The 21,157-nt window shown below is 70.7% G+C and carries 18 protein-coding genes; 10 read left to right on the plus strand and 8 right to left on the minus strand.

Annotation, left to right across the window (positions count from 1 at the left end; genetic code table 11):
* Nucleotides 1–89: 89 nt before the first annotated feature.
* Entirely contained in the window at nt 90–1,577 is a 1,488-nt protein-coding gene (locus VFG40_RS05665; RefSeq protein WP_324895792.1) for a leucyl aminopeptidase, read from the minus strand.
* Nucleotides 1,578–1,676: 99 nt separating this feature from the next.
* Here VFG40_RS05665 and lptF point away from each other — a divergent pair, with 99 nt between their 5' ends.
* Nucleotides 1,677–2,795, plus strand: a complete 1,119-nt coding sequence (lptF, locus tag VFG40_RS05670) for an LPS export ABC transporter permease LptF (RefSeq protein WP_324895794.1) — start codon at nt 1,677–1,679, stop codon at nt 2,793–2,795.
* Nucleotides 2,792–3,892 carry an LPS export ABC transporter permease LptG gene (lptG, locus tag VFG40_RS05675; protein ID WP_324895796.1) on the plus strand — a complete coding sequence of 367 codons (1,101 nt, stop codon included), beginning with the start codon at nt 2,792–2,794 and terminating at the stop codon, nt 3,890–3,892. The genes lptF and lptG overlap by 4 nt, the downstream gene beginning before the upstream one ends.
* Before the next feature lie 20 nt (nt 3,893–3,912).
* Here lptG and VFG40_RS05680 read toward each other — a convergent pair whose 3' ends face one another.
* Nucleotides 3,913–4,887 carry a cation diffusion facilitator family transporter gene (locus VFG40_RS05680; RefSeq protein ID WP_324895798.1) on the minus strand — a complete coding sequence of 325 codons (975 nt, stop codon included), beginning with the start codon at nt 4,885–4,887 and terminating at the stop codon, nt 3,913–3,915.
* 182 nt (nt 4,888–5,069) lie between these two features.
* On the opposite strand from VFG40_RS05680, the gene ltaE reads away from it, so the two are divergent.
* Nucleotides 5,070–6,086, plus strand: coding sequence for a low-specificity L-threonine aldolase (gene ltaE, locus VFG40_RS05685; RefSeq protein ID WP_324895800.1), 1,017 nt, complete (start codon nt 5,070–5,072; stop codon nt 6,084–6,086).
* A gap of 40 nt (nt 6,087–6,126) precedes the next feature.
* Here ltaE and VFG40_RS05690 read toward each other — a convergent pair whose 3' ends face one another.
* The 4 genes from VFG40_RS05690 to VFG40_RS05705 are packed head-to-tail and all read right to left on the minus strand — an operon-like array spanning nt 6,127 to nt 9,709.
* Nucleotides 6,127–7,050: a glutaminase gene (locus tag VFG40_RS05690; protein ID WP_324895802.1), complete on the minus strand. Its 924-nt coding sequence runs from the start codon at nt 7,048–7,050 to the stop codon at nt 6,127–6,129.
* Between the two features lie 28 nt (nt 7,051–7,078).
* A complete protein-coding gene (locus tag VFG40_RS05695; protein ID WP_324895804.1) occupies nt 7,079–8,332 on the minus strand; it encodes a polyhydroxyalkanoate depolymerase in 1,254 nt (417 codons plus the stop codon).
* A gap of 32 nt (nt 8,333–8,364) precedes the next feature.
* Entirely contained in the window at nt 8,365–9,168 is an 804-nt protein-coding gene (locus VFG40_RS05700; protein WP_324895807.1) for a class I SAM-dependent methyltransferase, read from the minus strand.
* A 43-nt stretch (nt 9,169–9,211) separates the two neighbouring features.
* Entirely contained in the window at nt 9,212–9,709 is a 498-nt protein-coding gene (locus tag VFG40_RS05705) for an RDD family protein (protein ID WP_324895809.1), read from the minus strand.
* A 43-nt stretch (nt 9,710–9,752) separates the two neighbouring features.
* Here VFG40_RS05705 and xerD point away from each other — a divergent pair, with 43 nt between their 5' ends.
* The 6 genes from xerD to VFG40_RS05735 all read left to right on the plus strand — a co-directional run bounded on the left by xerD (nt 9,753) and on the right by VFG40_RS05735 (nt 18,232).
* A complete protein-coding gene (gene xerD, locus VFG40_RS05710; RefSeq protein ID WP_324895811.1) occupies nt 9,753–10,667 on the plus strand; it encodes a site-specific tyrosine recombinase XerD in 915 nt (304 codons plus the stop codon).
* Between the two features lie 115 nt (nt 10,668–10,782).
* Nucleotides 10,783–11,547 (plus strand): DsbC family protein, encoded by a 765-nt coding sequence (locus VFG40_RS05715; protein ID WP_324895813.1) that lies wholly within the window; start codon nt 10,783–10,785, stop codon nt 11,545–11,547.
* Nucleotides 11,548–11,646: 99 nt separating this feature from the next.
* A complete protein-coding gene (purL, locus tag VFG40_RS05720) occupies nt 11,647–15,513 on the plus strand; it encodes a phosphoribosylformylglycinamidine synthase (protein ID WP_324895880.1) in 3,867 nt (1,288 codons plus the stop codon).
* Between the two features lie 64 nt (nt 15,514–15,577).
* Entirely contained in the window at nt 15,578–16,360 is a 783-nt protein-coding gene (locus VFG40_RS05725) for a hypothetical protein (protein WP_324895815.1), read from the plus strand.
* Between the two features lie 37 nt (nt 16,361–16,397).
* A complete protein-coding gene (locus VFG40_RS05730) occupies nt 16,398–17,318 on the plus strand; it encodes a glycosyltransferase family 2 protein (protein ID WP_324895817.1) in 921 nt (306 codons plus the stop codon).
* Nucleotides 17,315–18,232 (plus strand): DMT family transporter, encoded by a 918-nt coding sequence (locus tag VFG40_RS05735; RefSeq protein WP_324895819.1) that lies wholly within the window; start codon nt 17,315–17,317, stop codon nt 18,230–18,232. The genes VFG40_RS05730 and VFG40_RS05735 overlap by 4 nt, the downstream gene beginning before the upstream one ends.
* Nucleotides 18,233–18,496: 264 nt before the next feature.
* Here the strand turns inward: VFG40_RS05735 and aroB are convergent, their stop codons facing one another.
* Nucleotides 18,497–19,588, minus strand: a complete 1,092-nt coding sequence (gene aroB, locus VFG40_RS05740; protein ID WP_324895821.1) for a 3-dehydroquinate synthase — start codon at nt 19,586–19,588, stop codon at nt 18,497–18,499.
* A complete protein-coding gene (locus tag VFG40_RS05745; RefSeq protein ID WP_324895823.1) occupies nt 19,585–20,124 on the minus strand; it encodes a shikimate kinase in 540 nt (179 codons plus the stop codon). Before VFG40_RS05745 ends, aroB begins: the two co-directional genes overlap by 4 nt.
* 50 nt (nt 20,125–20,174) lie before the next feature.
* On the opposite strand from VFG40_RS05745, the gene VFG40_RS05750 reads away from it, so the two are divergent.
* The gene (locus VFG40_RS05750; protein WP_324895825.1) at nt 20,175–21,023 is read left to right on the plus strand and encodes an NAD-dependent epimerase/dehydratase family protein; all 849 of its coding nucleotides are present in this window, start codon (nt 20,175–20,177) and stop codon (nt 21,021–21,023) included.
* Nucleotides 21,024–21,157: the final 134 nt, after the last annotated feature.

A 21,157-nucleotide genomic window follows, 5' to 3' on the forward strand; every position in this document is an offset into this window, starting at 1 on the left:
TCGCTCCGGCTGCAGGGAAAAACGGCTGACGGCACGGCGTCGAGATGCCGTGCGTTCCCCGTTTCCCGTTCCCCGTTCCCCGCCCCTCATCAGCCGCGATCCAGCAGCCACTGCGCCAGCAGCGACACCGGGCGACCGGTGGCCAGACCCTTGCGGCCCTCGTCCCACGCCGTGCCGGCGATGTCCAGGTGCGCCCAGCGCTGGCCTTCGGTGAAGCGCGACAGGAAGCAGCCCGCGGTGATCGCGCCGGCGCTCTTGCCGCCGATGTTGGCGACGTCGGCGAAGCCCGATTCCAGCTGCACCTGGTAGTCGTCCCACAGCGGCAGGCGCCAGGCGCGGTCCAGCGCGGTCTCGCCGGCGGCGACCAGCTCGGCGGCGAGGTCGTCGTGCTTGCTCATCACGGCGGAGGCATGCTTGCCCAGCGCCACGACGCAGGCGCCGGTGAGCGTGGCGGCGTCGATGATGGTGTGCGGCTTGTAGGTCTGCGCGGTCCAGGTGAGCGCGTCGCACAGGATCAGCCGGCCTTCGGCGTCGGTGTTGAGCACTTCGATGGTGAGGCCCGAGAGGCTGGTGAGCACGTCGCTGGGGCGGTAGCTGTCGCCGTCGGGCATGTTCTCCACGCTCGGCACCACGCACACCAGGTTGCTCTTGACACCCAGCTTCACCGCCGCGACGAATGCGCCCAGCACGCCGGCCGCGCCGCCCATGTCGAACTTCATCTCTTCCATGCCCGGGCCGGGCTTGAGGCTGATGCCGCCGGAGTCGAAGGTCACGCCCTTGCCGACGAATGCGTAGGGCGCGTCGCCTTCGTTGCCGCCCTTGTACTCCAGCGCGATCAGGCGCGGCTTGTTGGCCGAGCCGCGGCCCACGGCCAGCAGCGAGCCAAAGCCGAGCTTCTCCATTTCCACTTCATCCAGCACGCGGCAGCTGACCTTGTCGCCCTCGCCATCGGCGAAGGCCTGCGCCTGGTCGGCGATGTAGGCCGGGGTGCAGATGTTCGGCGGCAGGTTGGCCAGCTCGCGCGCGAAGCGCACGCCCTCGGCGATGGCCAGGCCCTGGTCCAGCCCGGCGCGGGCATCGTCCGGGGCGGCGAACATCATCGTGGCCAGCTCGGGCTGGCTGCTCTTGTCGCGCGGCTTGAAGGTGGCCGTGTAGCGATAGTTGGCATGGTCGGCCGCCAGCACCGCAGTGCGCAGGCGCCAGCTGGCGTCGCGGCCGGGCACGTCCAGTTCGGTGAGGAACGAGGCGGCGCTGTCTACCGGCAGCTTGCCCAGCGCGCGGGCGGCGTCGGCGTTGATCCGCTGGAAGCGTGCCGCGTCGAACGATTTCTGCGGGCCCATGCCCACCACCAGCACGCGCCGCGCGGTGACGCCGGCGGGCGCGAACAGCAGCGTGGCGCTGCCACCCTTGCCGGTGATGTCGCCGCTTTCCACCTGCCGCTTGATGGCGCCTTCGGCTGCGCTGTCGATCCGCGCCGCGGCGCTGGAGAGCACGCCACCTTCGAACACGCCGACCACCACGCAGGCGGCATCGACGGTTTCGGGAGAGGCGTTGGCAAGGCTGAACTGAAGCGTCATGGAAGGGTCCTGCGGTGGGCGCCGGCATAGCCGGACAGGCTAGACTTGCGGTTTGCCAGCACCCTCGAGGGTGTGGCGCGGGACCCTCGATTCTATCGCATGCTGAGCATCCTCGACCGTTACTTCCTGCGCGAGCTGGGCCAGACCATGGCCGCCACCGCGATCGTGCTCGTCACGGTGCTGGCCGGCAGCAGCTTCGCGCACGTGCTGCAGCAGGTCGCCAACGGCAGCTATCCGGCCAGCGTGATGTTCCAGGTGCTGGGCCTGAACATGCTCGACGGGCTGTCGAACCTGCTGCCGCTGTCGGGCTACGTGGGTGCGCTGTGGTCGATGGGGCGCATGTACCGCGAAAGCGAGATGCACGTGCTGGCCTCGTCCGGCATGGGCGCCCGCGGCCTGCTGCGGCCGGTGGCGATGCTGGCCGTCGCCATCGCGCTGGCGGTGGGCGCGGTGTCGCTGTGGCTGGGGCCGTGGGCCTCGCGCACGTCCAATGCGCTGGTGGACGCGGCCAACCGCTCGGTGATTGCCGCTGGCCTGGACGCCGGCCGCTTTACCGAGCTGCCGGGCAAGGACGGCGTGATCTTCGTCGACACGCTCAGCCGCGACGGCAGCGAGCTCGGCAAGACCTTCATCGCCACCGAGCGCAAGGGCGACGACGGGCTCACCCACCTGCGCGTGATCACCGGCGACAGCGGCCAGCTGTATCAGGAGAGCGACGGCAACGGGCGCTTCCTGGCGCTGCTCGACGGCTGGCAGTACGAGCTGCCGCTGGGCGCGGACAACTGGCGGCGCATCCGCTACCAGCGCAACGACGCTTCGCTGACCAACGTGCAGGGCGGCGACAGCGACAACGATCCGATCCACAACCTCGACACCCTGGCACTGGCGCGCACCGACACCGCCGAGGCGCGGGCCGAGCTGGCCTGGCGGATCGGCTCGCCGGTGATGGCGCTGGTGCTGATGATGCTGTCGCTGCCGCTGGCGAAGCAGAACCCGCGCGAGGCGCGCTACGGCCGGTTGCTGCTGGCGGTGCTGGCGTTCTTCCTTTACGAGAACCTGCTGGCGCTGTGCAACGGGCAGATCAGCAAGGGCCACTGGCACAGCGCGTGGCCGATGTGGCTGGTGAGCCTGGTGACGTTCGCGATCGGCGCGTGGATCTTCCGCAGCCAGTACCAGCCGCGCCGCGTGCCCGCGCGCCGCCCGCGGGTGAGCGCATGAGCCCGATGCGCGTGCGCCGGGTCGACTGGCTGATCGGCACCACGGTGCTCGGCGCGCTGCTCACGGTGTGGTTCCTCATCGCCGGGCTCGACGCGGTGCTGCAGTTCCTGCGCCAGCTCGGCCACGTCGGTAAGAACGGTTTCACCGTCACCGACGCGGCGCTGTACGTGCTGGTGACCTTCCCGCGCCGGCTGTACGAGAACTTCGGCTACGCCACGGTGATCGGCGGACTGCTCGGGCTGGGCGGCCTGGCCGGCAGCGGTGAGCTGACGGCGCTGCGTGCGGCCGGCATGTCGCAACTGCGCATCGCCGCCTCCGCCGCGGGCGTGGTGGCGGTGCTGATCGTGGGCGTGGTGATCCTCGGTGAGACCGCCGCGCCGTGGGGCGACCAGCAGGCGCAGGCGATGCAGCTGCGCCAGAAGGGTGGCGCCGTCGGCATGGCCGGCTCCAGCGGGCTCTGGGCGCGTGACGGCAACCGCGTGATCAACGCCAAGGCCAGCCTGCTCAAGGAAGTGAAAGGCCACAACCAGGTGGAACTGGCCGACGTGCGCGTGTTCACCTTCGCCGACGACGGCGAGCTCACCCGGCTCGACTGGGCACGCGGCGCGCAGCACGACGGCAGGCACTGGACGCTCACCGGCGTGCGCACCACCACCCTGGACGCGGCCGGCACGCACACCACCACCGCCGCCAGCGCGCCGTGGGACGCCAAGCTCAACCCGCGCGTGCTGGAGCAGTCGCTGGTGCAGCCGCAGTACCTGCCGATGCGCGACCTGCGGCGCAACATCCGCTACCTGGAAAGCAACGGCCAGAGCCCGGGCGTCTACGCGGTGGCGTTCTGGACCCGCGCGCTGTACCCGCTCAACGTGCTGGTGCTGGTGCTGTGCGCGATGCCGTTCGCCTTCGGCAGCCTGCGTTCGGGCGGGCTGGGCAAGCGCATCTTCATCGGCATCCTGATCGCCATCGCGTGGTACTTCCTGCAGCAGGCGATGATCAACTTCGGCACCGTCTACGGCGTGCCGCCGCTGCTGGCCAACCTGCTGCCGGCCACGGTGCTGGCGATCGCCGCGTGGTTCTACTTCCGCCGCCATCGCTGAGTACCGGCGCAAGGCGCCGCTCAGTGCGTGAGCTTGTCCTGCTGCCCCAGCGCGGCGCGGCGTGCGCGCCAGGTCTGCGGCGTCTGCGGCTTGATGAACAGCGCGGCCAGCTCCGGGTGCTCGGCCTTGGCGCGCGATTCGATGCGGCCGATGCAGGCCTCGATCTGCGGCGTGGCCAGTGCGTCCTCGAACTCGGCGCTGAGCGCGGCGACCATCCGGTTCGGGCCCATCTGCACGGTCAGCACGCCGTTGGCGGTGCGCACGTCGTCATCGTCCCCGGCGATGCGCATCAGTGATTGCGCCACGCCGGGGCGGGCCGACTCGCCGATCAGCAGGCCCTTGGTCTCGCGCGCCATGAGCAGTGCCGAACACGCCAGCACCGCACCGATGCCCAGCGAGGCGATGCCGTCGAACACCGGCATCTGGAGCATCTGCGCCAGGCCGAGCCCGGCGGCGGCGATCAGCAGGCCCAGCAGCGCGGCGCTGTCCTCGAGCAACACCGAGAACACGCTCGGATCCTTGCTTTGCCGGAATGCCTCGACGTAGCCCTGCTTGCCCTTGCGCCGGCGGAACTCGCGCAGCGCCATCCACCATGAGCCGCCTTCGAACAGCACCGACACCCCCAGCACGATCAGGCTCGGCAGCGGATCCTCCACCGCCTGCGGATGGCGGATGTGCGACACGCCCTCGTAGAACGACACGCCGGCGCCCATCGACAGCACCAGCAGGGCCACGATGAAGCTCCAGAAATACAGCTCGCGCCCGTAGCCGAACGGATGGCTGTCGTCGGCCGGCTTGCGCGCGCGGTGCAGGCCGTACAGCAGCAGCACCTCGTTCATCGTGTCCACCAGCGAGTGCACGCCCTCGCTCAGCATCGCCGAGCTGCCCGAAAAGGCGGCGGCGGTGAACTTGGCCACCGCGATGGCGAGGTTGCCGACCAGCGCGGCAATCACCACGGTGTTCGACTCTCCCCCCTTGCGATCCTGGCTGGCCATGCAGTGCTCCTGAAGCGGGCGGAAGTCCCGACCATGCCCGCGCCGGCGTGGATGGCCCGTGGAAGCGCGCCCGTCCGATGCCGCGGTCGCGAAGCGTCGCCATGGCGTGTGGCGGCTTGTCCGGAGCGGGGCGCTGCGGTCATGCTGCGCGCTTGTTTGTTCTTGCATGAGGAGTGACGCCAGTGGCCTGGGTGGATCTGCGCAGTGACACGGTGACCCGACCGACCGCGGCGATGCGCGCGGCGATGGTCGAGGCGGCGGTGGGCGACGACGTCTACGGCGAGGACCCCACGGTCAACGCGCTGCAGCAGCGGCTCGCCGACGACCTGGGCTTTGAGGCCGGGCTGTTCGTGCCCACCGGCACCCAGTCCAACCTGGTCGGGCTGATGGCGCACTGCGAGCGCGGCGACGAGTACATCGTCGGCGCCGATGCGCACACCTACCGCTGGGAAGGTGGTGGCGCCGCCGTGCTCGGCTCGATCCAGCCACAGCCGATCCCGCAGGATGCCGATGGCACGCTGCCGCTGGACAAGGTGGTCGCAGCGATCAAGCCGATCGACCCGCATTTTCCGCGCACGAAGATCCTCGCTCTGGAGAACACCTGGTGGGGCCGCGCGCTGCCGCTGGATTATCTCGCGGCCGCCCGCGCATTCACCCGCGAGCGCGGCCTGGGTCTGCATCTGGACGGTGCGCGGCTGTTCAACGCCGCGGTGGCCTGCGGCGTGCCGGCGCGCGAGATCACGCAACACTTCGACAGCGTGTCGGTGTGCCTGTCCAAGGGCCTCGGCGCGCCGGTGGGTTCGGTGCTGGTGGGCTCCGCCGAACTGATCGACAAGGCACGGCGCTGGCGCAAGGTCGCCGGCGGCGGCTGGCGCCAGGCCGGCCTGCTCGCCGCCGCCTGCACGTATGCGCTGGATCATCACGTGGCGCGTCTCGCCGACGACCACGCCCGCGCCGCGCGGCTGGCCGAGGGGCTGGGGGCGATCGCCAACGTGAAGCTGCTCGGCCAGCACACCAACATGGTCTACGTCGACGTGCCGGTGGAGCGGCTGCGCGATCTGGACGTCCATCTGCGGGCGCACGAGATTCGCATCGGCATCGGCTACACGCCCACGCTGCGGCTGGTGACCCACCTGGACGTGGACGACGAGGGCGTGGATCGCACGGTGGCGGCGTTCGAGGCGTTCTTCGCGGGCTGAGCGCGCCAGTCACGCGTGCGCGTCGAGCGCGCAGGGTCGATCAGAAAATCGACAGGCCGGTCAGGCTGGTGAAGCGCTCCAGTGCCAGGCTGCCGGCCAGCGAGTTGCCCTTGGCATTGAGCGCCGGCGACCACACCGCCACCGCGAGCTTGCCGGGAATGACCCCGACGATGCCGCCGCCGACCCCGCTCTTGGCTGGCATGCCCACGTGGTAGGCGAAGTCGCCGGCCGCGTCGTAGGTGCCGCAGGTGAGCATCAGCGCGTTGATGCGCTTGGCCAGGTCCGGCGACAGCAGCGCCTTGCCCGACCACGGGCAGCGGCCCTGGTTGGCCAGGAACAGGAAGCCGCGGGCGAGATCCACGCAGCTCATCGCCAGCGAGCACTGGTAGAAGTAGAAATCGAGCACCGCGTCGAGCGGCTGGGCGAGGTTGTCGAAGCTGCGGATGAAGTTCGCCAGCGCCGCGTTGCGGTAGCCGTGCGCCTTCTCCGAGGCCGCCACCTCCGGATCGTCGCGCACGTCCGGGTTGGCCGCGCAGCCGCGCACCGCGGCCAACAGGTTGGCCCGCGCATCGGCATGGCTGGCCAGCACCACGTCGGCCACCACCAGGGCTCCTGCGTTGATGAACGGGTTGCGCGGCACGCCGTGTTCGACTTCCAGCTGCACCAGCGAATTGAACGCGCTGCCGGACGGTTCGCGGCCTACCCTGTCCCACAGCCGCTCGCCTACCGCCTGCAGCGCGAGGGTGAGCGTGTAGACCTTGGAGATGCTCTGGATCGAGAACGCCTCGTCGGCGTCGCCGGTGCGGTGGAGCTGGCCATCGAGGGTGACTACCGCCATGCCGAATTTCCCGCGCGGCACGCTGGCCAGCCGCGGGATGTAGTCGGCCACATGGCCCTGCGCCAGCCGCGGCCGCATCTCGGTCGCGATGGTGTCGAGGATGGCCTGGTAATCCGGCGCGCTCATGCGTGCCGGGCGTTGCACTGTCGGATCATCACGCCTTGCGCTGGTCGAACCGGCGGATGAAATCGCGCACCTGCGGGTAGACCGTCTCGCGCCAGCGGCGGCCGCTGAAGATGCCGTAGTGGCCGGCGCCCTCGATCACCCAGTGGGCGCGCGATTTCGCCGGGATGCCGGTGCACAGGTCGTGCGCGGCCTCGGTCTGGCCCAGGCCGGAGATGTCATCCAGCTCGCCTTCCACGGTGAGCAGGGCGGTGCGCTTGATCGCCGACGGGTCCACGCGCTCGCCCGCCACGTCCCACACGCCGCGCGGCAGCAGGAACTGCTGGAATACCTTGGCGATGGTGTCGAGGTAGAACTGCGCGGGCATGTCGAGCACGGCGTTGTATTCGTCGTAGAACTTGCGGTGCGACTGCGCGTCGTCGAGGTCGCCGCGCACCAGGTCCTGATAGAAATCCCAGTGCGAGTTGAGGTGGCGGCTGGGGTTCATCGCGATGAAGCCGGCGTGCTGCAGGAAGCCCGGATACACCTCGCGCCCGTGGCCCGGATAGTTGGTGGGCACGGTGTGGATTACGTTGCCCTTGAACCACGACAGCGGCTGGCGCGTGGCCAGGTTGTTGACGCTGGTGGGGCTGCGGCGCGGATCGATCGGGCCGCCCATCATGGTCATCGAGCGCGGGGTGGTCTCGCCGCGCGAGGCCATCAGCGAGATCGCCGCCAGCACCGGCACGGTCGGCTGGCACACCGAGATCACGTGCAGCGACTCGGCACCGATGTGGCGGATGAACTCCTGGATATAGGCGACGTAGTCGTCCAGCCCGAACGCGCCCTGGTTCAGCGGCACCATGCGCGCGTCGACCCAGTCGGTGATGTAGACCTTGTGGTCGCGCAGCAGCGTGCGCACGGTGTCGCGCAGCAGCGTGGCGTGGTGCCCGGACAGCGGCGCCACCACCAGTACCACCGGGTCGGCCTTCATCTTCTCGATGGTGTCCGGGTCGTCGCTGAAGCGCTTGAAGCGCTTGAGCTGGCAGAACGGCTTGTCCAGCGCCACGCGCTCGACGATGGCGATCTCGTGCTCGTGCGCCACCGCCTGGTGCAGGTTGAACTCGGGCTTCTCGTAATCCTTGCCGAGGCGGTGCATCAGCTCGTAACCGGCGGCCCAGCGCTCCACCCCCGGCCACTGCGCCAGCGGGCTGGCGGGGTCGTTGAGCATCTTGGCGCTGGCTTCGGCGAAATGGCTGAGCGGGCCGAGGAAGGCGCGCTGCCATTCGTGGATCTGATAAAGCATGAGGGAGGACCGTGGGGCGTAAAGCGCTGATCTTAGTCCGATTCGACGCGTCGTGTTGCGCTGCCGCACGATCCGTCCCGGCGACATACCAGCAGCAGCTCGTCGACGCCCTCGATGTCGCCCAGCCCGTCGCGCCAGGCCAGCGGCTTCTGCAGGCGCAACCCCAGCGGCATGAACACGCGGTTGTACCACCACATCGCGCGTTCGCGCTGATGGGTGAGGAACCACTGGCCCAGGTCGAGCAGGCGCGAGGACTCCGGTTTCATGCCGTAGATCGCGCTGCGTTCGATGTGCCAGCCGTGGCCGGCCAGCATCGCGGCGATCTGCGCCGGCTCGTAGCGGCGATAGTGGCCGACGAAATCGTCGAAGGCGGTCCAGGCGTCCGGGTCCAGCGGTACCGACAGCAGCAGCGTGGCGTCGGGCGTGGCCACGCGGGCCAGCTCGGCCAGCGCGCCGGCGTCGTCGACCACGTGCTCGAGTATGTCCAGCGCGCAGACCAGGTCGAACTGCGCGTCGGCGAACGGCAGCGCGCCGATCATCGCGTGGGTGGCGCGTGCGCCGTGGCGACCCAGGCCGCGCAGCGCCGCGTGGCTCATGTCGACGAAGCAGGTATCCGCCAGCGGCAGGCGCGGGCGCAGGCCCGGCGCCACCTCCAGCCGCTGGCGCGCGGCGCCGGCAAGGCTTCCGAACAGTGGCCAGGTGTTGAAGCGTTCCGGGGCGATCAGCCGGGCTTCGGACCACAGCGCCTCGTAGAAGCGGCGGTTGGTGCGCAGCACCTCGTCGGCGCTGCGGGTCGGGCCGGTGGCGGTACGTGTGGCGGTGTGGGGCTGGTTCATGTCCGGCAGTGTGCCCGCGAACGCCGGTCGCGTCTGTGGTGCGTCAGTCGAAGCGGCGCACTTCGGTGCCGGCGGCGATGTCGTGCAGGGCGCGCCGGCGCCGATCGACCAGCGCCGGCGCGAACCAGACCACCCACCCGGCGAGGGTCGCCCACAGCGCGCCGCGCAAGCCCAGCAGCGGGGCCAGCGCCAGCAGCGCCAGCGGCAGTCCGGCCACCACCACGCGGACCAGCGCCTGCCGCAGCCCCGCTGCGGTGCCGTCGCGGGCAGTGACGCGCAGATGCCACGGACGCATGCCCAGCGTCTGGCCGCCGCGCAGCCACGACACCACGAAGTACGCCGACACCACCACCGCCTGCAGCGGCCGGTACCACCACGCGATCGCGGTCTGCGCGCCGGTGGTGACGACGCGGCCGCCGGTCGCCAGCTGGCACACCAGCCCGACCACCATCACGATCGCCACCACCGCGAGCAGGTCGTAGACCAGCGCGATCAATCGGCGCCACAGCGGGCAGGGGAGGGAGGCGGGGGAGTCGGTCATGGCGTCGCTTGCGTCGCGCGCGTGCGGTGTCCAGCATGCACGCATGAAAGAGGAAAACCGCATCAGTATCGCCGAAGCGGACCGCCGCAGCATCGCCGCCTTCCTCGAGCAGGTGTGGTCCGAGGACGGCCTGTCCGATCGCACGCTGGAGGCATACCGGCAGGATCTCGAGGCGCTGGCGCGCTGGCTGGCCGGTCGCGGCCGCGCGCTGCGCGACGCCCGACGCGAGGATCTGTCGGCCTACCACGGCGCCACCCCGGTGGCGGTGCGCTCGCTGGCGCGGCGGCAATCGTCGTTCCGGCGCTATTACGGATTCGTCGCCCGCAACGAGCCGGGGTTCGATGATCCGACGCGGCTGATCGAGCGCCCCAAGACGCCGCGCAGCCTGCCCAAGGCGCTGGCCGAGCGGGAGATCGAAAGCCTGCTGCACGCGCCGGACACCTCCACCGCGCTCGGCCTGCGCGACCGCGCGATGCTCGAGCTGATGTATGCCTCCGGCCTGCGCGTGTCCGAGTTGGTGGAGCTGCCGCTGAGCGGGCTCAACCTGCGCCAGGGCGTGGCCCGGGTCACCGGCAAGGGCGGCAAGGACCGGCTGGTGCCGGTCGGCGAGGTGGCGCTGGAACACATCGATGCGTACCTCGCCAGCGCGCGGCCGGGACTGGCGCGGGGTCGGCAGCCGGCGGCGCTGTTCCTCAGCAACCGCGGCGAGGGCATGACCCGGCAGATGTTTTGGACGCTGGTGAAGCGCTACGCACTGACGGTGGGGATACCCGCTGCGCGCGTGTCGCCGCACGTGCTGCGGCACTCGTTCGCCACGCACCTGCTCAACCACGGCGCCGACCTGCGCGCGCTGCAGATGCTGCTCGGCCACAGCTCGCTCAGCACCACCCAGATCTACACGCTGGTGGCGAAGGAAGGCCTCAAGCGGCTGCATGCGCAGCACCACCCGCGCGGCTGAGCGTCGCAGTGAGCACAACCGGGCGAGCGCGCACCGAACCGTTCAGCGGCCTGTGCGAGAATCCAGCTCCTTTTTGTGGCGCCGCGGGCGCTGCCGGTTAGAGAGGTTGATCGCGATGTGGAAGAAGCTTGCGCTTGCGCTGTGCCTGGGCAGCCTGACGGTGGGTGTTGCCGCGGCGGCGGATGACGGCGTGCCGCCGGCGGTGGAAAAGACCCTGCGCGCGGCGATCGGCAACTTCGGCCCCAACGTGCGCATCGACTCGATTGCGCCTTCGCCGTTGCCGGGCTTCTATCAGGTGATCGCCTCGGGCCAGCTGGTCTACCTCAGCGCCGACGGCAAGTACATGATGAACGGCGACCTGGTCGACGTGGCGGCGCGCAAGAGCCTCAGCGACGGCGCCTGGGCCGGCTTTCGCAAGGCGCAGCTGGCGACCGTGCCGGCGGCGCAGCGGATCATCTTCGCCCCGCCTCACCCCAAGACCACGCTGACCGTGTTCACCGACGTCAACTGCGGCTTCTGCCGCCAGCTGCACGAGCACATCGACGATTTCACCAAGGCCGGCATCGCGGTGGAGTACCTGGCCTGGCCGCGCGAGGGCGTCACCACCACGGCCGGCCGGCCCACGCCGACCTATACCGAGATGGTCTCGGTGTGGTGCGCGGCCGATCGCAAGGCCAGCTTCACTGCCGCCAAGGAAGGTCACGCGCCCAAGCCGGCGCAGTGCGACAACCCGGTCAAGCAGCAGTTCGAGCTGGGCGAGCGGCTGGGCGTGAATGGCACCCCGGCGGTGTTCACCGCCGACGGCCGCCAGCTCGGTGGCTACGTCACCGCCGAGCAGGTGCTGGACGACCTGCGCAAGCATCCGGCCGCCGGCGGCTGAGCCCGCCCGGACGAGGGGGCGACGTTTGGTCGCCCCCGATGCCGTATTGCAGCATCGGGTAGAATGGCGGTTTTCCCGTACAGCGCCATCCCCTCCCGCATGATCGCTTTCGACGGGCAAAGCGCCCTCTCCACGTTCCGCCTCGACCGCCTCAACGCCCGCCTCGATGCCCTGCATCGCGGTGCGCGCATCCAGGCGTCGTGGTTCGTCTATTTCCTCGACGCCGAGCACGCGCCCGAGGGCGCCGTGCGCCAGCGCCTGCTCGAGGTGCTCGAGGCGCGCGACGCGCAGCCCGAGCCGGCCACGCTGTGGGTGGTGCCGCGCCTGGGCACGATCTCGCCTTGGTCCAGCAAGGCCACCGACATCCTGCACGGCGCCGGTTTCGACGTGCGGCGGGTCGAGCGCGGGCTGGCCTGGCAGGCGATCGGCCTGCCGCAGCCGGAGGCGCCGGACCACGCCGCGGTGATGGGCGTGCTGTACGACGCGATGACGCAGTCGGTGCTGACGGATCTGGCGCAGGCGCAGGAACTTTTCCTGGCCGGCTCGCCGGGCGACCTGGCGCACGTGGCGCTGGGCGATGACGCCCGCGGCGCCCTGGCGGCGGCCAATGCGCGACTGGGCCTGGCGCTGGCCGAGGACGAGATCGACTACCTGGCCGATCGCTACGCCGAACTTGGCCGCGACCCGACCGACGCCGAACTGTTCATGTTCGCCCAGGCCAATTCCGAGCACTGCCGGCACAAGGTCTTCAACGCCAGCTGGACGGTGGACGGCGAGGCGCAGGACGCCACGCTGTTCGGCATGATCAAGAACACCCACAAGCACTCGCCCGCGCACACGCTGTCGGCCTACAAGGACAACGCGGCGGTGATCGAAGGCTCGGCGGGACGGCGCTTCGTCGCGGGCGAGGGCGGTGTCTGGCAGGCGCGCGACGAGCGCGTGGATTACGCGATCAAGGTGGAGACGCACAACCACCCCACCGCCATCGCGCCATGGCCCGGCGCGGCCACCGGCGCCGGCGGCGAGATCCGCGACGAGGGCGCCACCGGTCGCGGCGCCAAGCCGAAGGCGGGGCTGACCGGGTTCTCGGTGTCGGACCTGCGCATCCCCGGCCATCCGCAGCCGTGGGAGGTGGAGCGCCCGCTGCCACCGCGCATGGCCAGCGCGTTCGAGATCATGCGCGACGGCCCGCTGGGCGCGGCCGCGTTCAACAACGAATTCGGCCGGCCGTGCCTGGGCGGCTACTTCCGCACCTACGAGACCGAGCTGCCGGGCCAGGTGGGTTTCCGCCGCGGCTACGACAAGCCGATCATGCTGGCCGGCGGGCTGGCCAACATCCGCTCCGGCCACGTGCAGAAGCGCGAGCTCGAACCTGGTCACAAGGTGATCGTGCTGGGTGGCCCGGCGATGCTGATCGGCCTGGGCGGCGGTGCCGCCTCGTCGGTCGCCTCGGGCACCTCCAGCGCCGAGCTCGACTTCGCCTCGGTACAGCGCGACAACGCCGAGATGGAACGTCGCTGCCAGCAGGTGATCGACAGCTGCTGGTCGCGCGGCGAGCGCAACCCCATCGTCAGCATCCACGACGTCGGCGCCGGTGGACTGTCCAACGCGATCCCCGAGCTGCTCAACGATGCCGGCGTGGGTGGCGACCTCGACCTGTCGGCGATTCCCTGCGACGACCCGTCGCTCTCGCCGATGCAGGTGTGGAGCAACGAATCGCAGGAACGCTACGTGCTGGCGATCGCCGCCGAGGACCTGCCCGAGTTCGAGGGCTACTGCCGACGCGAGCGCTGCCCGTTCGCGGTGGTCGGCACGGCCACCGCCGAGCGCCAGCTGGTGCTGCGCGATCCGCGCCGCGACCTGACCGTGATCGACCTGCCGATGGACGTGCTGTTCGGCAAGGCGCCGCGCATGCATCGCGACGCCAGCCGCGTGCGGGCGCGCATCGACCTGGTGCCCGACCTGTCGGGCATCGGCATGGACGAGGCGGTGCTGCGGATCATGCGCCTGCCCACGGTGGGCTCGAAGAACTTCCTGATCACCATTGGCGACCGCACCGTCGGCGGCCTCAACCACCGCGATCCGATGGTCGGCCCGTGGCAGGTGCCGGTGGCCGATTGCGCCGTCACCCTGACTGATTTCGACGGCTACGCCGGCGAGGCGATGGCGATGGCCGAGCGCGCCCCGGTGGCGCTGCTCAACAGCGCCGACGCGGCGCGGCTCGCCGTGGGCGAGGCGATCACCAACCTGGCCGCCGCGCCGATCGATTCGCTGGGCGAGATCCGCCTGTCGGCCAACTGGATGGCCGCCGTCAACCATCCGGGCGAAGACGCTGCATTGTTCGATGCGGTCAAGGCCGTCGGCATGGAGCTGTGCCCGGCGCTGGATATCTCGATCCCGGTGGGCAAGGACTCGCTGTCGATGCAGACCGTCTGGCACGACGGCGAGATGGAGCAGCGCACAGTGTCGCCGGTGTCGCTGGTGATCACCGGCTTCGCCCGCGTCAGCGACGCCCGCCGCACGCTCACCCCGCAGCTGAAGATGGACCGCGGTCCGTCGGACCTGTGGCTGATCGACCTCGGCGGCGGCCGCGACCGCCTGGGCGGCTCGGCACTGACCCAAGTATTCAATCGCGCCGGTGGCGTGCCGCCGGACCTGGAAGATCCCAAGCGCCTCAAGGCGCTGTTCGAGGCGGTGCAGGAGGCCAACCGGGCCGGCCTGCTGCTGGCGTACCACGACCGTTCCGACGGCGGCGTCATCACCACGCTGCTGGAAATGGCTTTCGCCGGCCATTGCGGTCTGGAGATCCATCTGGACGGCTGGGCCGAAGCGACCCTGCGCGCGCTCTTCAACGAGGAGCTCGGCGCCGTGCTGCAGGTGGCCGAAGCCAATCGCGAGGCGTTCGAGGCGCTGCTCGTGCGGCACGGCCTGGCCGGGCTCAGCCACCGCGTCGGCCGGCCGAAGGAGAAGCTCGGCATCAAGCTGTACCTCGGCAACGAGGTCACCTTCAAATGGCAGTGGAGCACGCTGTTCGGTGCCTGGAACGAAACCAGCCACGCCATGCAGCGCCTGCGCGACAACCCGCACAGCGCCGACGCCGAGAACGACTGGCGTCATGACGATGCCGATCCGGGCATCACGCCCAAGCTCACCTTCGACATCGCCAAGGACATCGCCGCGCCGTTCATCGCCCAGGCACGTTCACGGCCACGCGTGGCAATCCTGCGCGAGCAGGGCGTCAACGGCCAGGTGGAAATGGCCGCCGCGTTCACTCGTGCCGGCTTCGAGGCGGTGGACGTGCACATGTCCGACCTCGCCAGCGGGCGGGTGAAGCTGGAAGACTTCCGCGGCCTCGCCGCCTGCGGTGGCTTCTCCTACGGCGACGTGCTCGGCGCCGGCCGCGGCTGGGCCACCTCGATCCTCTACAACGCCGACCTGCGCGCGCAGTTCGAGGCGTTCTTCGCCGACCCGTCCAAGTTCGCCCTGGGCGTATGCAACGGCTGCCAGATGATGAGCCAGCTCAAGGACATCATCCCCGGCGCGCAGCACTGGCCGAAGTTCCTGCGCAACGCCTCGGAGCAGTACGAGGCGCGCGTGGCGACGCTGGAGATCCTCGATTCGCCCAGCCTGTTTTTCCGCGACATGGCCGGCTCGCGCATTCCGGTGGCGGTGGCGCACGGCGAGGGCCGCGTGAGCTTCCCGCAGGTGTGCAGCCCGTCCAAGGCGCATGCGGCGGCGCGCTTCGTCGACAACCGCGGCCGGCCCACCGAGAACTACCCGCTCAACCCGAACGGATCACCCGGCGGGCTGGCCGGTTTCACCGCCGCCGACGGCCGCGTGACCATCCTGATGCCGCATCCCGAGCGCGTGTTCCGCAGCGTGCAGATGAGCTGGCATCCGGAAGCGTGGGGCGAGGATTCGCCGTGGATGCGGATGTTCCGCAACGCCCGCGTGTGGTGCGGCTGAGCGCTTCGCGCTGCTGCCGCAGCATCCGCGCCGCCCGGCGCGGCCGCTGACCATGTTGCCGCCCGTGCCCGCTGCCCGATGGTGGCGCCGCTGGGCGCCGTACCTCGGCTGGCTGGTACTGCTGGCGATGTTGCCGTGGTGGCTCGGCCTGCCGCTGCTGCTGGCTGGCGCAGCCGTGCTGTTGATCGGGGTGGAGCGCCTGCAGGATGTGGCCGGTACCGTGCGGCTCGGTCTGCGCTGGGGCTTGCCCGGGGTCGTCCTGGCGCTGAAGCGCTGGCTGGGTGACGACGCGCTGGCGTGGACCATCGCCGCGGTCGCGGCGCTGGTCGGTTTCACCCTGCTGGCCGGGCTCGAATCCTGGCTCGACCGCGGCCTTCGACGCGCCGCCGCGCAGGAGGACGCCACGGCCACGGGCACGGCCGAGTGGCCGGAGCTGGCACTGGCGCCGCTGCGCGCAGGCGCGGCCATCGTCGAACTGCAACCGGTGCACTGGCAGGCGATTGCCGAAGCGCCCGACCGCACCTTGGCCGATCCTGCCGGCGGCGTCGTGCGCTATCGCAGCGAGCCCGGCGGCTTTGCCGGCTACCTGTTCGATCCACACCACGGCCTTCATGGCGGCCGCATCGAGGCGCCGCTGGGCCGCTGCAGCTTCAGCCCCGGTGGCCGCTGGTTCGCGCTCGAGGCGCGTCCGGGCGTGCTGCTGTGGGACCGCGAACGCGACGTCGTGCACCGTCTGCGTCGGCGCCGGCTGAGCGGCTGGCACGCCGAGCAACCATGGTTGCAGGGTGCCGGGGCAGACATGCCGCGACCGCTGCGCCAAGCCGGCGACCGTCCCACCGGACGCTGACATACCCGATCGCGCGCCGCTCCCGCATACTTGCGCGGTGAACTCCCATCCCCCGATTCCCTCCGCCCCCGCCGCGGGCGCCGCCAGCGTGAGCGTCATCATCGTCTCGGCCGACAGCGGCCCCGGCCTGCAGGACTGCGTGCGGCGCGCGCTGGCGCTGGCCCAGGTGCACGAACTGCTGCTGATCGACAATGCCTCCGCCGACGGCGTGCCCGAGGCGATCGCGCGCGCACACGAACACGAGCCGAAGCTCTCGGTGATCTTCAACCACGCCAACCTGGGCTTCGGACCGGCAGTGAACCGCGCCGCCCGGCGCGCCAGCGGCGAACACCTGCTGGTGCTCAACCCCGATTGCCTGCTCGAGCCGGATACGCTGGTTCGCCTGCTGGCGGTACTGGCGGAGCACCCCCGTGCGGGCCTGGTCGGCGCGGTGGTATGCGATGCCCAGGGCGTGCCTGACCCGGCGTCGTATCGGCGCGACCCGCTGCTGCATCGCGCGTTGAACACGCTGCTCAAGCGGGGTGGCGAGGGCGTGGAAATCGGCGGGCCGATGCCCACGGCGGCGGTGGAAGCCGAGGCCGTGTCCGGAGCCCTGATCCTGATGCCGCGGCGGCTGTTCGATTTCCTCGGCGGGTTCGACGAGCGCTACTTCCTGCACTGCGAAGACCTCGATCTGTGCCGTCGCGTGCGCGACGCCGGCTACCGCGTGGTGCTGGCCGGCGACGTGCGCGTGCTGCACGGCAAGGGCGGATCCAGCCGGCACCGGCCGGTGTTCGTGAGCTGGTACAAGCATCGCGGCATGTGGCGCTGGTTCCGCACCTTCGATCCGGCCGCGCGCAAGCCGCCGCTGGCGGCGCTGGTGTGGCTGGGTATCTGGGCGCACTTCGCGCTGAAGGTGCCCGGCCAGCTGTGGCGACGGCTGGCCGCCCGGGCCGCAGCACGGGACGCCGCGCCGTGAGCGCCCCGCAGGCACGCCGTGGTGCGGCACTCGCCACCGTCGCGCTGATCGCGGTGACGGCGGTGTGGGGCTCGACCTTCTTCCTGATCAAGGACGTGGTGCAGCGCGTGGCGGTGGCCGATTTCCTCGCCGTGCGCTTCGTGCTCGCCGCCCTGGCGATGGCGTTGATGTTCGCCCGTCCGCTGATGCGCCTGCCGCGCCGGCAGTGGCTGCAGGGCCTGGCTCTGGGTGCGCTGTACGGCGTGGCCCAGTTGCTGCAGACCACCGGGCAGATCTACGCCTCGGCCAGCGTCAGCGGCTTCGTCACCGGCATGTATGTGGTGTTCACCCCGCTGCTGGGCACCGTGCTGCTGCGCCAGCGCATGCCGTCGGTCACCTGGATCGCGGTGCTGCTGGCCACGGGCGGCCTGGCGCTGCTGTCGCTGCAGGGTTTCACCGTGAACAAGGGCGTGGTGCTGGTGCTGATCTCCGCGGCGCTGTACGGCCTGCACATCGTGGGGCTGGGGCAGTGGTCGCGGCCGGGCGATGCGTTTGCGCTGTCCACGGTGCAGATGCTGGCGATCGCCGTGGTGTGCCTGTTGGCGACGCTGCCGCACGGGCCGAAGCTGCCGCCGGATCGCGGCGTATGGCTGGCGCTGATCTACATGGCGCTGGCCGCCGGCGCCGGTGCGATGCTGGTGCAGACCTGGGCGCAGGCGCACATGCCGGCCACCCGCGCCGCGATCGTGATGACGCTGGAGCCGGTGTTTGCCGCCGGCTTCGCGGTGGCCTTCGGCGGCGAGTCGCTGACCTGGCGCATGCTCGGTGGAGGCGCGCTGGTGCTGGCGGCGATGTACCTGGTGGAGCTGGCGCCCCGGCGCAACGCGCGCAAGGCCGCCGAGATGCCGGCCGAGGCGATCCACCACGAGGTGTGAGTGCATCCGCGCAGTCACCCGTGCGGCGTGAAGCCCCCCTGCGCACCCATCGCTGGTTGCCGTCATTCCGCGAACGCGGGCATCCGGTTTGACCCTTGCATCAGCGCAAGTGATTGACCGGCAGCCGCCGTCGGGAAACGCCTCCCGCCTGATCAGCCTGCGGCTGTTGCAAACTCTTCGCGGGAATGACGCCGAGGGGAATGGACACTGCCGGGAGCCACGCCATTCGTCGACGGCTCGACCTGACGCCCGCGCGCTGGACGTCTAAACCGCCGCCTGCAGCACGCCCAGCACCGCGTTCTCCGCCACGCCGCTGACGATCTCCGCCCGCCCGATGCCCCGCCACAGGATCAGCCGCAGTGCGCCAGCGCTGTTCTTCTTGTCCAGCCGCATCAGCGCGAGCAGTTGCTGCGGGTCCATGCCGGGCGGCACGTCGGTGGGCAGGCCCAGCGTATCGAGCAGGCGCTGCAGGCGCAGCGTGTCGTCCAGCGTACCCATGCCCAGCTGCTGCGAGAGCTGCGCGGCCAGCACCATGCCCACCGCCACCGCCTCGCCGTGCAGCAGGGTGGTGTAGCGGCCGGCGGTTTCCAGTGCGTGGCCGAAGGTGTGGCCGAGGTTGAGCAGGGCGCGTTCGCCCTGTTCGGTTTCGTCGCGGGCGACCACCCCGGCCTTGTAGGCAACCTTGCGAGCGATCGCTTCGGCCACCACGGCGGGGTCGCGCGCGGCCAGCGCGTTGGCGCGTGTTTCCAGCCAGGCAAAAAAGTCCGCGTCGCCGATCGCCGCGCCCTTCACCACCTCGGCCAGTCCGGCACGAAACTCGCGCTCGGGCAGCGTGGCCAGCGTGTCGATGTCGGCAAACACGCCGCGTGGCTGGTGGAACGCGCCGACCAGGTTCTTGCCGGCCGGCAGGTTCACGCCGGTCTTGCCGCCGACGGAGGAGTCGACCATCGCCAGCAGCGTGGTGGGCAGCTGGATGAAGTCGATGCCGCGCATCCAGCACGCCGCGGTGAAACCGGCCAGGTCGCCGACCACGCCGCCGCCCAGCGCGATGACGCAGGCGTCGCGGGTGGCACCGAGCTTGGCCAGCGCGGCCAGCGCGCGGCCGACGTTGTCGAAGGTCTTGTGCGCCTCGCCGTCGTCGAGCAGGAACGTGTCCCACTGCAGGCCGTCCAGGCCCTGTGCCACGCGTTCGAGATACAGCGGCGCCACCGTGGTGTTGCTGATCACCAGCGCATGGCGGCCGCGGATCGCCCGGCGCCAGCGCGGGTGATCGCCCAGCAGGCCGCTGCCGATGTGCACGGCGTAGCTGCGCGGGCCGAGGGTGACGTCGATGGTTTGCGTGGCGGGGGTATTCATGCGGCTTGCGTGCGCTTCCAGTGGGTGTCGATCAGCGCGATGCAGCGCTCGGTGGCGGTGGTCACGTTCTCGTGCTCGCCGTTGACGGTGAGGTCGGCGATCTCGCGATACAGCGGCGCGCGCGTCTCGCGCATGGCGGCGAGCTTGCCGCGGCGGTCATCGCCGGCCAGCAGCGGGCGCTTGGTGTCGCGCGCGAGGCGCTCGAGTTGCTGCTCGATGGTGGCCTGCAGCCACACCACGTAGCCGCGCCCGGCGAGATGCCCACGATTGACCGGATCGAGCACCGCACCGCCGCCGGTGGCCAGCAGCACGCCGTCGCGGCGGCTGCAGTCGTCCAGCAGCTGGCTCTCGCGCTGGCGAAAGCCCGCCTCGCCCTCGATCTCGAACACGGTGCTCACCGGCACGCCACAGTGGCGCTCGATTTCCTGGTCGAGATCGACGAAGGGCAGGCCATAATGCGCGGCAAGGCGTCGACCGATCGAGGTCTTGCCGGCGCCGGTAGGCCCCACGATGAACAGGTTGCACGACGGATTCATGCGCAAATGCTAGCAGGGCACATCATGCCGACGAGCCGGAACTCCGCCGCATGAGCGAGCGCGTGCTGCTGGCCGGCTGCGGCGATCTGGGCGAGCGCGTGGCGCGACGGTTGATCGCACGCGGTGACACGGTATTCGCGTTGCGCCGGCATCCGCCGGACGATGGCGTCGAAGGTATCCAGTGGCTGGCCGGCGACCTGACGCGGGTCGATCGCCTGCCGCGATTGCCGCCCGGCATCACCCAACTGGTGCATCTGCCCACGCCGGGTGCACGCGACGAGGCGGCGTATCGCGCAGTGTTCTTGGACGGCTTGCGCCACGTGATGGCGGCCATCGACGCCGGGTCACTCACGCGGGTGCTGTTCGTGTCCTCCAGCGCGGTTTATGGCGAACGCGGTGGCGGCTGGGTGGACGAGGACACGGCCCCCGATCCGCCCGGATTCAATGGCACGGTGCTGCTGCAGGCCGAGCGCTGGCTCGCCGCGCAGCCGGTCACCGGCATCGCGCTGCGGCTGGCCGGGCTGTACGGGCCGGGGCGGCTGCAGCTGATCGACCGCCTGCGCGCCGCGCAGGCGCGCGTGCCCCGCACGCAGGTGCACTGGGCCAATCGCATCCACATCGATGACGCCGCCGCGGCCGTGGTCCATCTGCTCGCGCTGCCCGCGCCGAAGCCGGTCTACGTGGGTGCGGACGACACGCCGTTGCCGATCGATCAGTTGTACGGCCACCTGGCAAAACTTGCCGGGGCGCCGCCGCCGGGCGAGGGTCCGGCACCGGCCGGCATTGGCAGCAAGCGCCTGTGCAACGCCCGCCTGCGCGCCACTGGCTGGAGCCCGCAGTGGCCGGACGCCCGCCAGGGCTATGCCGCACTGCTGGCCTCGTCCGCGCCGCCGGATTGAGCCTGCAGGCGCGGCGTCCGTTCGCGGTGGAGACGGATGTGGCGCTGCGGCGTGCCGGCACCGGCCGCACACGCCAGACTGCGCCGGGCAGGGGGGCGTGCCGCACCGCTCGCGCGGCTCAGCAGAGGGTCACG

Origin of the sequence: Dyella sp. (assembly GCF_035685805.1) — a bacterium.
Taxonomy (GTDB): Bacteria; Pseudomonadota; Gammaproteobacteria; order Xanthomonadales; family Rhodanobacteraceae; genus Dyella_A.